This is a genomic window from Roseburia sp. 499, from assembly GCF_001940225.2.
GTDB lineage: Bacteria > Bacillota > Clostridia > Lachnospirales > Lachnospiraceae > Petralouisia.
This window is the reverse complement of sequence record NZ_CP135164.1, coordinates 2,890,383-2,904,373: the sequence shown is the minus strand read 5'-3', so window position 1 is coordinate 2,904,373 and position 13,991 is coordinate 2,890,383. Positions and strand designations below refer to the sequence as shown.

Here is a 13,991-nt window from a genome sequence, read left to right as displayed (position 1 = left end):
ACTGCAAAATGTCCATAATTCACAGGGTTAGCAAATATTCTGCCGTAGCTTCTCAATTTCAGAGAATCCCTTATCGTTTACAGCTATAAAAACAGACACAATGTCCTGATGTATTTTGACAGCAATAAACCTGTCAACTGGAAAGGATACTCCGAAAGAATGGAAGTGACGTGTTAATGCCTGTTCCGCTATCTGTTTTACAGACGCTAATAGCCGTCTGGATGAATTCTCAAATTTAGTAGGGAAATATGCACGGAATGCATATTCCACAACGTTTTGAGAAGCATATTTCGCATCTGAATAATAAAAGGTTTCCCAATAGTTCTGCAAGGGGGCGAAATATTCATTTACAATGTCATCACGGATGATATATCCATTGTGACCAATAAAAACATCGTAAGTGATACATGGTGCTTGTACATCTGGTGTTTGAAACGCTTTACAGATTGAAGCAAAAAAATCTACAATGATTTTAGTGGCTTCCTGTGCGCTCTTTTTACCAATACACATTACAATGAGTACCATAAGAGCAAATAAAATTGCTATCACAATTGCTGCCATTAAGATAATGGCAAGAAGATTAGTTCCCAAATGTTCCATAGTCTTTTCCTCCTCTTATTCCTCTTATTCCTCTGTTTCTACAAAATGGATACCATCTGCCTTGAAGCTATCTGCATACGCATTTAATCTGGAATTCCAATACATCTTGATGGTTGCATTTTCGAATTCCACATACACTTTTTCGCCGTTTTCACGTTTTTCTGCTAAAAGTTCAGCAGAAATCAGTGGTTTTGTTCCAGCGACTTTTATCACATATTTCTCGAAAGAATCGATATTAACGACCGTATGCTTGTGACCAATCACTGTTTCGGTTGGCTTGCCGTCAGGACCGTAATCATATACGGGTGCAACTTCTAGTAGAACATACACGCGTTCTGGTTCAATTACTTCGATAGCAATATCCTTATTTACCAATTTACTTCTATTAGCCATAAAAGACCTCCTGTCCTTAATTCCGAAAATGTGATATAATAATCCTGCTAGAGACAGATAACACATTTCGGTGGGTTATCGGTTACATGAATCTCCCATATTAAATGGGGGATTCTTTTGTTGGGAGCTCGAATTAAAGTCATATTGTCACCTCGCTTTCTTCTTCATGTATCAAGAATATCACATGAAGATGGAATAAAAAATTTGAAGGAGAATCCCCACAAAAGAGATATTTTCGATAACATTTTTTTGAGATAATCACCTCTTATACTTGTATCCTATCACTTAAAAATGGTAGAAGCTATTTGAGGAGAAATCCCCATAAAAGAGATATTCTCGATAACTTTTTTTGAGATAATCATCTCTTATACTTGTATCCTATCACTTAAAAATGGTAGAAGCTATTTGAAGGAGAATCCCCAAAAAATAGAAAAAGCACCCTTAAAGGATGCTTAATCAGATTGATTATCTTATTCAATTTCTTCTACTTCTGTAAGTAAAATATCAGCTTCTTCTTTTATAATTTGAATATCTTCTAGCAATTCCTGATTTTTCTTTATTAATTCAGGTATAGAGAGTAAATTAGTAGCGAAAATAGGAAGATTATTTTTCTGCTTGTGGTTTGTTTCTGCATATTTTCTGGTAAGAAATGAAATAGCCACAGGAATCTCAATTGCGGTAGGTGAATCGGCATGATATAACATCAACATTAACATATATTTGAGATTATCTTTTCCAATGCTTTCTAAACTTTCGGAATCACTCAGTGGGGTTACTTCAATTTCGTTAATAGTCGAAAAAAAGTGTGGTTGTTCTGGTTTTTTTGTCTGCCACTTTGCGCTGTCGGATAGTATAGCCTTACGAATGTAGTCTTGGTTGGTTGGCGCAATATCTTTGATATATTTAACTTGTTCACAAAATACTTCAAATATTTCTAGGGAATTGCGGATATTGTTGTGATTTTCGGTATAAGTTTTTTTGAATTCGACATATTTTCTCCGAATAATAATAGCATTCTTATAATTAGATAATGCTGTTTGGTATTTACCCCATTCGTTTTTACAAGCTTTCAACGCTTCATATTGTTGGTTTAATATATCACGTTCCCGAACCTCTTTTTGTAATTGCTGTAATGATGCAGATATGTTTGGAACTTCTGGAGTATATAGTTCCTGTAATTTCCTAATCATTTCTACAAGCTCCGTTTCTGATGCATTCTCAATATAGTCCTGCAACAGTCTGTTTTCTTCCTCTGTATAAGACGGATGATATTCAATTTTTCTTTCTTCCATAATAGTGTACCTCCAATAAATTTTTTAATGTAATTTTATTGTATCACAAATACTTTGATTAAAATATTTTAATGAGTTTCCCCACTTAGGTAACGTTTTTTGCGGATATTAAAATATGTATTGAAAAAAATAGAATAAATTGAAAAAAGAGGATTGACAAATATAATGAATAGTGTATAATAGTGATTTGTAAAAAGGATAATTTGTAAAATTAGTAAATTGGACAGAAGAATATAAATAATTTTACTGTATATCAATATGGTATAAGAGGTGAAATTATGAAAGCATTAAAAATAGGCGGTTTAGCGTTGGTTATTGCATCTAGTCTACTATTTAGTGGTTGTGGATGCGGAAATGCTAAAACAACTGAAAAGGAAGTAGCAATAGCTACAGAAACTAAGGATACAAAGGAAAATAAAATAGATGAAAAGGTTTCCGATGAAACTCAAACTCAGGTAGCCAGCGGTGAAACCGAAGTTAAAGAGGACACCAAGGATAGCAAGGGTACTGAGGAAAAGTCAGATAAGTCTGATAAAACAGAAAAGTCTGATAGCACAGATAACAGTGGAAGTACAGGAAACACTGGAAATAGTGGTAACGGTGGAAGTAGTAATTCTGGAAATTCTGGTAACCATAGTGGAAACACAGGTAATACAGGTAGTACAAGCCATACACCAATCCCAGCACCAAGTAACGGTGGAGGAAACAGTTCAGGGGGTACAAGCAGTACAACCCCAACGCATACCCATAATTGGATTCCAATCACTCAGACAATTCATCATCCAGCAGAAACCCGTCAGGAAGACCACGGACACTATGAGACAGTAGTAGATGAACCAGCGTGGGATGAAGAAGAAACAGATGTTGACGTTATTTGCTTTACATGTTATAATAGAAATGGTTCTATTGTAAGAATACATGGTCAGGAGGAAGCTAATAATCATGCATTATATCACGCTAATACTTATGGGGAAGGTTGTAGATGGGGGGATAAGGAGTTCAGTACTGGTAATACTATCCACCACGAAGCTGTGACTCACCAAGAATGGGTATCCAACATCGTAACAGTGACCGTAAAGGAAGCATGGGACGAAGTAGTAACAGTAGGCTATCAGTGTTCCGAGTGTGGTGCAACAAAATAACCATGAATATATATAGGGAATCTCTTATTAGGGGATTCTCTTTTTTGTAGTTGTAAAGTAGTAATCAAGGGATATTCCAATAAAGTGCATTGGAATGTCCCTTTTCCCATGATGGGGGATTGATGAAATTTACTACCGCCAGTAAATCCCCACTCTGCGAGTGCCTACGGTAAAGGGATTGACAGGCTCTTGTGGTAAAAATTGAAAAATCTGGTTAAAACTTAATGTGGTTAAAAATTGGTTAAAATCAGAGAACGAAGATGTACGAAGCTCCTTTCTTTCCTAAGATTGGTGCTTTTTGGCTTATCGGGTTCGAGCCCCGTCTATCGCTCTAATAAGTAGGTGTTGAAGTACTTGGATTTACAAGGCTTCAGCACTTTTTTTGTTTTTCAAAATTGGTTAAATGTGTTGCATTTTTATATAGAATAAAGGTTTTCAATTTCGACATAATATGCTAAAATAAATACTATATAAATCTGATAGAAAGAACCGAAGAAAGATAGCGGGAGGAATTGTAATATGCGGTATATGCCGATATCTAGAGTAGAAGAAGGAATGGCACTGGGGCAGGATATTTATGATGGTGAAGGAACCCTGCTCTTAGGAAAGCATTTGATATTGAATGATGAGTACATTCGCAATCTAGTAAGCCTTGGTTTTCCTGGAATTTATATTGATGATGAATTTTCCGAGGATTTGATTATTCCGCAGGTGATTCGACCAGAAGTAAAGCGTGAGGCTTTGAAAAAGGTACATGATTTATTTTTGGACAATCCGACACTCCCTATGGAACAGCAGAACTTGCAGAAGGTCGTTATGGACGTTATGGAAGATGTTTTGAATAACGGCGATGTTATGTGCAATATGTTGGACGTGAAGACATATGATGATTATACCTATTTTCATTCTGTAAATGTGGCTGTAGTGTCTGCGATGATAGGGGCAGCATGTAACATGAATCAGACAGAATTAAATATACTTACTACAGCGGCAATGCTTCATGACGTAGGAAAGCGTTTTGTGGACAAGGAAATTTTGTGCGCACAAAGGGAACTCACTGAGGAAGAACATGAAATGATTAAGCAACATCCAAAGCTTGGATATGAGTTTTTGAAGGATAACTTTCAATTTTCCAATCATGTATATACTGCTGTGTTGCAACATCATGAATGGTATAATGGTGGAGGATATCCACAGCAGAAATCCGGCACAGAGATTTCGATTTATGCAAGAATTATAAAACTGGTGGATGTGTATGATGCATTGACTTCCAAGGTACCTTATCATGAGGCGGTTTCTCCTTCAGAGGCAGTAGAGTACATTATGGCAAATGCCGGAGCAGAGTTCGATCCCGAATTAGTGAATATCTTTATGCGTAAGATTTCTGTTTATCCGGTAGGATGTGAAGTAGAACTTTCTGATGGAAGAACAGCAGTAGTAATGGAGAATTATCGGGACTTTATTCTGCGGCCTAAGGTGAAGGTAATACCGGATGGAGAAATTATTGATTTGAAGTCAGATGAAGCAGCGAGATGCTTGACGATTTTAGAACTTTTAATGTAGAGTAGCTAACTGCAAGCGGGAATTTACAACAGGACGGTGAAGGTGTGGCAGCACAGATAAAGGAGACAATAGATGTACTGCTGGCAGAGAGTTTTAAGGAACTGGCTTGTCAGCAACCTATTGAGAAGATTACAATCAAGGAGATTACGGATAAGGCGGGAGTGATTCGTCCAACCTTTTATAATCACTTTCAAGATAAATATGAGTTATTAGAGTGGATTATCAAGAAACAGATTTTAGAGCCTATTCGCCCCTTAATAATGGCAGATATGATAGATGAGGGGCTTATGCTAACGTTTACTACGCTGGAGAAGGAAAAGGATTTTTACGGAAAAGCAGTAAAGTTGGAGGGGCAGAATTCGTTTGAAAGTATTGTAAAGAAATGTATTATGGAGACTCTTTTGGAAGTATTGTCATTGCAACAAGAGGGGAAGACGGAAAAAAAGAGTAAATATCCATGGTTGACACCGGAGAGTGTGGCAGAGTTTTATGCACAATCCATGTGTTTTATGATTGTGAACTGGATAGAAACTGGGATGAGCGTAACGCCTAGAGAGATTACAGATATTTATAATTACATTATGTCTACCCCAATGAATGAGGTGCTGAAAGAATTATAAATTGTGTGTCTAATATATACAATTTTTTACATGTGTAAAAAGTAAAACGACAAATTCATAAAAATGTATATTTAAAATATACATGCAAGAAAGATTGAATATGTATTTATTCAATCTTTTTTTTTATACTGCTCAATAGAAAAAAGGAAAGCGAGTGTGAAAAAATGATTAAGTTTGGAAAAAAAGTCGTTAAGTTCAGAATACCAATTCTGATTATCAGTTTCCTGTTACTGATACCGGCTGCTTTTGGATATGTAAATACCAGAATTAATTATGATATTTTATCATATCTGCCGGACGACATAGAAACAATGAAAGGGCAGGAGATTCTGCTGGATGAATTTGAAACAGGAGCATTTTCCCTATGCGTTGTGGAAGGCATGGATGAAAAGGGAGTCGTTGCTTTGGAAGAGCAGATGCGAGATGTGGAACATGTAAAAGAGGTCATTTGGTATGACACTTTGGCAGACATTTCAATTCCTATGGATATTCTTCCGGAAGAAGTAACGGATGCATTCAATAATGAAGAAAAGAACAGTACGTTAATGATTGTTACTTTTGATACGTCTATGTCAGCAGACGAGACAATGGATGCGATTGAGGAAATTAGAGGACTTACCAAGGAACAGTGTTTCTTAAGTGGTATGTCAGCAACAGTAACAGATATTAAAAAGATTTGTAACAGCGAAGCAATTATGTATGTAATTATAGCAGCAGGATTGTCTGCTTTAGTGCTTGCGTTGACTATGGATTCTTTCATGTTACCGGTATTTTTCCTATTAAGTATCGGAATGTCGATTCTTTATAACCTGGGTACAAACTTTGTAAGTGGTGAAATATCCTTTATTACTCAGTCACTTGCAGCAGTATTACAGTTGGCAGTAACTATGGATTATTCTATTTTCCTGTGGCACAGTTACCAAGAGAATCAGGAGCGATTCCCGGGAGATAAAAATCGTGCTATGGCACATGCAATTTCCAATACAATTTCTTCCGTTGTAGGAAGTTCTATTACAACAGTTGCCGGATTTCTTGCTATGTGCTTTATGACATTTACCTTAGGTTTGGACCTTGGTATTGTAATGGCAAAGGGAGTTGTAATTGGAGTTATCGGATGTGTAACAATTCTTCCTTCCATGATTCTTGTGTTTGATAAGGCAATTGAAAAGACAAAACATAGAGCAATTATACCGGATCTTGGAAAGATTGGTAATTTTGTAACAAAGAAATACGTTATATTTATTGTATTGTTTTTGGTAATATTAGGACCGGCACTATATGGATATACACACAATGATGTGTACTATGATTTAGCAGGAACGCTTCCGGACAATTTGGCAAGTGTTCAGGCAAACAATAAGCTGGAAGAAGATTTTGATATGGGAGCAACACATATCATTTTGGCAGACAGTAATCTGGCATCGAAAGATGCATCCGCGATGATTAATGAAATCAAGGATTTAGACGGTGTGGCAGTGGTACTGGGTGAGGATGCATTGATTGGTCCGGCAATTCCAAAGGAAGTAATTCCGGATGAGATGTTAAAGACATTGGACAATGGAACATATCAGATGATTTATATTATGTCAGAATATAAAACAGCTTCTGATGAAGTTAATGCACAGTGCGATGCTATTAAAGAAATTATAAAAAAATATGATAAGAGTGCAATGTTGATTGGTGAAGCACCATGTACGGAAGACTTGATTACGATTACAGATAAAGACTTTAAGACAGTAAGTGCAGTATCTATTTTATTAATCTTTATCATCATTGCAGTAGTGTTGAAGTCCATATCACTTCCGGTCATTTTGGTAGCAGTTATTGAGTTTGCAATTTTTATTAACATGGGAATTCCAACTTATACAGGAACAGTGTTGCCGTTCATTGCGTCTATTGTAATAGGAACCATTCAGTTAGGTGCAACGGTTGACTATGCAATTCTTATGACGAATAAATATAAAAGGGCTAGAAGCAGAGGAGCGGAAAAACGTGAGGCAGTTTCTGTTGCATTGAATAGTTCACTGCAGTCAGTTGTTGTCAGTGCATTGAGTTTCTTTGCAGCAACCTTCGGCGTTGGTATTTACTCCAGTATTGACATGATTAGTTCTCTGTGTTCTTTACTTGCAAGAGGTGCGATTATTAGTTTGTTTGTAGTAGCATTTATTTTGCCTGCAATGTTTATGGTATTTGATAAATTGATTCTTCATACAAGTAAGGGCTTTAAACCGGAAATAAGTGAAAAATAGAAAGAGAGGAAATAGATATGAAAAATGTAGAATTAAAGAAAAGATTCAAAAATAAATATGTGATTCGTGTTGCGGCTGGAGCAGTTACCATTGCAGTGTTAGGAACCGGAGTGGGCGGAGCATATGCAGTTCATGCAGAAAAAGCAGCTCAGACAGAAGAAGCAACAAAAGAGGAAAATACCGAGGGAGAAACAGAAGAAACAGAGGATGCGCAAAACGAACTGTTAGATGCTTTGTCCGGAGATAAGACAGAGACAGAAGAAGTAGGAAAAGAAGAAACTGTTTATGTAGTAGCTAAGGCGGATGGATCTGCAGATGATGTAATTGTAAGTGAATGGTTAAAAAATAAGGATGGAAGTGATACCTTAAAGGATGCATCCGATTTAAAAGATATTACCAATGTAAAGGGAGATGAGACTTTTACGCAGAATGGTGATGAGATTACCTGGGATGCACAGGGAAATGATATTTATTATCAGGGAACTACAGAGAAAGAACTTCCTGTTACAGAAAAAATTACTTACTATCTGGATGGAAAAGAAATGAAACCGGAAGAAATTGCTGGAAAGAGCGGAAAGGTAACCATTCGTTTTGACTATACCAATCATGAGAAGACTACTCAAATAGTAGATGGGGAAGAACATGAGGTATATGTACCATTTACTGTTATGACCGGAATGATTCTTCCAGAGGATTATAGTAATGTAGAAGTTACGAATGGTAAAGTGATTTCAGATGGAAGCAAAAAAGTAGTAGTAGGTGTTGCAATGCCGGGATTAAAAGACAGCTTGCAGATTGAAGATGGTGATTTGGATACAGATGTAGAGATTCCGGATTATGTAGAAATTACAGCAGATGTAGAGAATTTTTCTCTGGATATGACAATGTCTGTCATCATGAATGATTTGCTAGGAAGTGCAGATTTAGATGAAGCATTCGACTTGACAGAATTAGAAGACAGTATCAATACATTATCAGATTCTTCTAAAAAATTAGTGGATGGAAGCAGTGAACTGGCAGAAGGATTGGATACCTTAAAGAGTAGTATGAAGGAATTTGCTTCCGGAGTAAATACGTTAAAGAGTGGTGTTACTTCCTATACAAATGGTGCATCTGAAATCAACAAAGGTGCAGCAGCATTAAGCAGTGGAATTAATAGTATGAGTCAGGGTGTGTCCTCTCTTACTTCTGCATTGGGAACAGCCATGAGTGATAGCGAAAAGCAGGCAGTAGCAGCGCAGGCAGACCAGGCAGTAGAAAGTGCTTTTGCCGGAGGAATGTCTGATGCAGTAGCGGCACAGGCTTCTCAACAATTTGCGGCAACCATGACAAGTGATGCAACTGTAAGTATGATTTATCAGGGATTGCGTAACAGTGAGTTGTATACAAGTTTGTATGATGCAGCATGTGCACAACAGATTCAGGGAATCATGGCATCTATGGGAGTTGATCAGGCAACAGCACAGGCAGCATTTGCTGCAAATGGTGGTCCTGCGCAGGTTCAGGCAGTAGTGGAAGGAAAATTGCAGACACTGGCAAGTACAGTGGCAAGCGGTATTGCAGAAAATGGAAAAACAGCTATGGGAGCAAGCGTAGCAGATGCATGTAAAACTGCAGCAAAGACAGCTGCTGAAAGTGCAGCAATTAGCGGAGCAGAAGGCGCAAAAGCTCAGATTGCAACTCAGCTTCAGCAGTCCGGTCTGATGGAAGGTGTTGCACAGTTACAGAGTGGTGCAAACCAGTTGGCACAGGGAAGTTCCACGTTGGTTTCTAATAACAATGCTTTGGTGAGCGGAGCAAATGCTTTGGCAGAAGCAACTTCACAGTTAGCAGATGGTGTAGATAAGCTGGAAAGTGGCTCTAACGAGTTGACAGAAGGTATGGCTAAGTTCGATGAAGAAGGAATTCAGAAATTGGTAGATGCTTATGATGGAGATGCAAAGGCACTTTTGAATAAGTTGACAGCAGTTGTAGAGGCTGGAAGAGATTACCAGACATTTACAAAGGTTTCCGATGGTACAAAGGGAAATGTTAAGTTCATCCTTCGTACAGAAGCTGTAAAAGCAGACGAAAAATAAGAATGTCGGACAGGAGTGCAGCAATATGAATATCATAGAAGAACTGATTATCATTATGGGAATATCATTGGATATTTTCGCAGTTATGGAGTGTCAGGGTTCTCTGGTTGCAAAAATTGAAAAAAAGCATCTTGCGTTAATGAGCGCCGTTTTAGTAGTTGGTCAGGTGTTGGCAATTGGGATTGGAAATTTTCTTTCTGTGCTTCTGGGCCGTCATCAGAGCTCTGATTATGAAATCTTTTTAGAAGAGGTATTGGCAGTTGCAATTTTCCTTTGTATGGGAATACGGCTATTGCTGAAAGCGTGGAGAAATGAATGCATTATTGAGCATCGGGAAGAGAAGTTCAATATGCGAGAGTTCGTACAATTATATATAAGGAATTGTATGTTCACTTTGCTGATTGGAATTGCTTTTGGATTTTTGGGATGTGGGATGTTAAGCATTATGCTTATGGTGGTAATTATGACGGTGGCAGGAACGATATTAGGAATGTACACCGGATATCATCTGGGATATGAGCATAAAGTAAAAGCCTATTTAGGTGGCGGAATTCTTCTCATAGCAGCCGGAATAGATGTAATTGTAAGATATGTTGTAAAAGGTATATAAAAAAAGCTGTAGCTTTGGAAATTCCATAGCTACAGCTTTTGTAATAGAAAATAGTATTTATAAGAAAATATATTTTAATACGAAAAGAATTGCTAATACATACATCAGCGCGCTGATTTTCTTTTCTTTTGCTTTTCCTGTAATCAAGTTAATCAGAGTCCAGGAGATAACACCGATAGCGATACCTTCTGAGATACTGTAAGCCAGTGGCATTGCAATAATGCAAAGAAATGCAGGAATAGCATCTGACATATCATCAAAGTTAATCTTTACAACAGAACCCATCATATAGAATCCAACAGTAACCAGAGCCGGAGCAATGGCAAAGGAAGGAATTGTTAAGAATAATGGGGAGAAAATAATGGATAACAGGAATAATAAACCAGTCACTACGGAAGTAAGACCGGTACGTCCGCCTGCAGTAACACCGGAAGCACTTTCTACATAAGTGGTAGTAGTAGAAGTACCGAATATTGCGCCGATGCAGGTTGCAATAGCGTCAGACAATAAAGCAGGTCTGATTCTTTCGAGTTTTCCTTCTTTATCCAACATATTTGCTTTCGAGGATACGCCAATTAAAGTTCCGATGGTATCAAACATGTCCACAAATAAGAAAGAGAACATGATGACAACAAAATCTCCGATTGGGAAATTTTTGAAGTCGACGGTAAATACGGCACCAAAGGTTTCCGTAAAGGAAGAAAAATCAAGGCTTACAATAGAAGCAGGAATAGTGGAATACATACCTGCTTCCGGATTTGGAATATAAATGCCTACAAGTTCGCAGATAATACCAAGAATCCAGGTAGCAAGGATACCGATTAAGATACCACCTTTTACCTGTTTAATCAGTAAGATGGCAGTAATCAAAATACCAATTAATGCTAAAATAGCACCGATTCCTACAGAGCGGAAAGTTTCACCTTTAAAAGTCTGATAAGTAATTAAGGTAGCATCACTATTTACAATTAATTTGGCATCTTGTAAACCAATAAAAGCAATGAATAGACCGATACCAACACTGACAGCTGATTTCAAAGTAAGAGGAATCGCATTAAAGATAGCCTCACGCACGTTGGTCAGTGATAAAATAATGAAAATGATACCTTCTGCAAATACAGCTAACAACGCTAGCTTCCAGGAATATCCCATACCGATAACTACGGTGTAAGCAAAGTAAGCGTTTAATCCCATTCCAGGGGCTAAAGCAAATGGGTAGTTAGCAAGTAGTGCCATGAGTAAGGTACCTACAAAGGAAGCCAGAGCTGTTGCAATCAGAACTGCACTTCCGTTCATGCCGGCATCACCTAAGATGCTTGGATTTACTGCCAGAATATAGGCCATTGTCATAAACGTAGTAAATCCGGCAACCACTTCTGTTTTTACAGAAGTGTTGTTTTCTTTGAGTTTGAAAAATTTTTCAAGCATAAATTTACTCTCCTTTTATATAGTTTGTATTTACAATACGGTGCTCATATTATAACACAGAGGGAGAAAAGAAACAATCTGAACGGACTTAGGGAGTGGGGGCTTTTTTCTTTTTCCATAGTGAAAATTTTAACACACTTAAAATAATCAGAAGGAAGAGGATAAGGCTTCCTAGTTCTGTTCCACCTGTTGGCAAGGCAATGTCAATTCCTATTACCGCTAGTATCGCAAGGAGAATACCTGCAAGTCCTTCTCCGGCAATCATACCAGAGCAATAGAGAATTCCACTGTTAATTCTAAAATCATCTTTTTTGTCCAGAATGAGGCGAAGCAGACCGCCAACCATAACGCAGGCGTTTAACTGTACCGGAAGATATACACCGATAGCAAAAGGAAGAACCGGAATACCGAGAACCTCTATGGCAATGGCGAGAAAAACGCCAATAAATACCAGAGCCCAAGGTAAATTGCTCTCCATAACGCCTTCCACAATCATTTTCATTAGTGTTGCCTGTGGGGCACCTAGTTCTTCGGAACCAAAGCCCCAGGCGGCGTTCAAAAGGGAAAGGACACTGCCGATGACGAGGGAAGCGGCGGTAACGCCAATCAGTTCGCCGACTTGCTGTTTTTTGGGAGTGGCACCCAATAAAAAACCGGTTTTCAGGTCTTGGGAGGTATCCCCTGCAATGGCAGCTATGATGCAGATGATAGAACCAATGGCGATGGCTCCCTGCATACCGCTTGTTCCGGAATCGCCGGTAGATTTTAGAATAATAGTGGAAAATAGCAGGGTAGCAATTGCCATGCCGGAAATTGGGTTGTTGCTGCTACCTACCAGCCCTACCATTCGAGAGGATACGGCAGAGAAAAAGAAACCAAATACAATTACCAGAACAGTACCGGGAAGTGTAAGAGGAATGGAAGGAATCAGCCAAAGAACCAGACCAATCAGAACGATGCAAAAAAGAATGAAACGCATATCCAGATTCTGGTCGGTACGTTTGGAGGTCTTGTGGTTTGAAATTTTTAATCCTTTTACAGAATCCCGAAAAGTCTGTAAAATCAGAGGAAGAGACTTAAGCAGACTGATGATGCCTCCGGCAGCCAGAGCGCCGGCTCCAATGTAACGGATATAGTTTTCCCAGATGGCACTGGCTCCACCTGCTTCATATAGCATTCCAATTGGCTCCATACCGGGATAAAGAGTAAGTTGAGAACCGAATAATACAATGACGGGAATTAGTACCATCCAACTGATAAGGCCACCGGCAAACATATAAGAGGCGATTTTAGGGCCACAGATATAGCCTACACTCAAAACAGCCGGATAGACCTGTGTGCCAATTTCTCCGGCAAAGTTTTTGAAACGTAGGGAGATTTCGCTTGGAAATATTTTTAGTCCGTCAACAATGAATTTAAAAGCGGCAGAGATGCCCATTCCGGCGAAAACGGTTGAAGCATTAGAAGCTCCTTTTTCTCCGGCAAGTAGCACCTTTGCACAGGCTGAGCCTTCCGGATAAGGCAGTGTAAGATGTTCCTTTACAATAAGGGCATTTCTTAAAGGAACCATGAAAAAAATACCCAATAGACCACCGGCCAGGGTAATAATAGTGATTTCAAAAATACTTGGAGTGGACATTTTTCCTTCTCCTGCCCATAAAAATAAGGCCGGCAAGGTAAAAATAGCTCCTGCTGCCACGGATTCTCCGGCAGAACCGATGGTTTGGACGATATTGCTTTCCAGAATAGAATTTTTTCGTAAAAGGACTCGAATAACTCCCATGGCAACTACTGCGGCGGGAATGGAAGCGGAAATGGTGAGTCCTACTCGAAGTCCGAGATATGCATTAGCCGCGCCAAAAACAACAGCCAGAAGAATTCCGGTAATCACAGAGGCTGGGGTAAATTCCGAGGTGATGTGGTCTGCCGGAATATAGGGTTTAAAGTCTTTTTGTTCGTTCATGGTATAAGTTCTCCTTGATTTATGTTATGATATGGTAATATAATGAAAAAATA

Annotated in this window: 11 protein-coding genes; 6 read left to right on the top strand and 5 right to left on the bottom strand. The window is 38.5% G+C overall.

Features of this window, described 5'->3' with window-relative positions; translation table 11 throughout:
• Nucleotides 1–27 precede the first annotated feature (27 nt).
• The 3 genes from BIV20_RS14205 to BIV20_RS14195 form a co-directional block, all read right to left on the bottom strand.
• A complete protein-coding gene (locus BIV20_RS14205) occupies nucleotides 28–600 on the bottom strand; it encodes a hypothetical protein (RefSeq protein ID WP_075721960.1) in 573 nt (190 codons plus the stop codon).
• A gap of 24 nt (nucleotides 601–624) precedes the next feature.
• Nucleotides 625–993, bottom strand: a complete 369-nt coding sequence (locus tag BIV20_RS14200) for a hypothetical protein (RefSeq protein WP_075721961.1) — start codon at nucleotides 991–993, stop codon at nucleotides 625–627.
• A gap of 470 nt (nucleotides 994–1,463) precedes the next feature.
• The gene (locus tag BIV20_RS14195; RefSeq protein WP_075721962.1) at nucleotides 1,464–2,285 is read right to left on the bottom strand and encodes a hypothetical protein; all 822 of its coding nucleotides are present in this window, start codon (nucleotides 2,283–2,285) and stop codon (nucleotides 1,464–1,466) included.
• 278 nt (nucleotides 2,286–2,563) lie between these two features.
• On the opposite strand from BIV20_RS14195, the gene BIV20_RS14190 reads away from it, so the two are divergent.
• The 6 genes from BIV20_RS14190 (at nucleotide 2,564) to BIV20_RS14165 (ending at nucleotide 10,547) form a co-directional block, all read left to right on the top strand.
• Nucleotides 2,564–3,427 (top strand): hypothetical protein, encoded by an 864-nt coding sequence (locus tag BIV20_RS14190; RefSeq protein WP_075721963.1) that lies wholly within the window; start codon nucleotides 2,564–2,566, stop codon nucleotides 3,425–3,427.
• 519 nt (nucleotides 3,428–3,946) lie between these two features.
• Complete coding sequence (locus BIV20_RS14185) at nucleotides 3,947–4,990, top strand: HD-GYP domain-containing protein (protein WP_075721964.1); 1,044 nt, start codon at nucleotides 3,947–3,949, stop codon at nucleotides 4,988–4,990.
• A 44-nt stretch (nucleotides 4,991–5,034) separates the two neighbouring features.
• Nucleotides 5,035–5,610, top strand: coding sequence for a TetR/AcrR family transcriptional regulator C-terminal domain-containing protein (locus BIV20_RS14180; protein ID WP_075721965.1), 576 nt, complete (start codon nucleotides 5,035–5,037; stop codon nucleotides 5,608–5,610).
• A 164-nt stretch (nucleotides 5,611–5,774) separates the two neighbouring features.
• A complete protein-coding gene (locus BIV20_RS14175) occupies nucleotides 5,775–7,859 on the top strand; it encodes an efflux RND transporter permease subunit (protein WP_075721966.1) in 2,085 nt (694 codons plus the stop codon).
• A 17-nt stretch (nucleotides 7,860–7,876) separates the two neighbouring features.
• Nucleotides 7,877–9,937, top strand: a complete 2,061-nt coding sequence (locus tag BIV20_RS14170; protein WP_075721967.1) for a hypothetical protein — start codon at nucleotides 7,877–7,879, stop codon at nucleotides 9,935–9,937.
• A gap of 25 nt (nucleotides 9,938–9,962) precedes the next feature.
• Nucleotides 9,963–10,547, top strand: a complete 585-nt coding sequence (locus BIV20_RS14165) for a manganese efflux pump MntP (protein ID WP_075721968.1) — start codon at nucleotides 9,963–9,965, stop codon at nucleotides 10,545–10,547.
• A 57-nt stretch (nucleotides 10,548–10,604) separates the two neighbouring features.
• Here BIV20_RS14165 and BIV20_RS14160 read toward each other — a convergent pair whose 3' ends face one another.
• Entirely contained in the window at nucleotides 10,605–11,975 is a 1,371-nt protein-coding gene (locus BIV20_RS14160; protein ID WP_075721969.1) for an NCS2 family permease, read from the bottom strand.
• An 88-nt stretch (nucleotides 11,976–12,063) separates the two neighbouring features.
• The gene (locus BIV20_RS14155) at nucleotides 12,064–13,938 is read right to left on the bottom strand and encodes an OPT family oligopeptide transporter (protein WP_075721970.1); all 1,875 of its coding nucleotides are present in this window, start codon (nucleotides 13,936–13,938) and stop codon (nucleotides 12,064–12,066) included.
• Nucleotides 13,939–13,991 lie beyond the last annotated feature (53 nt).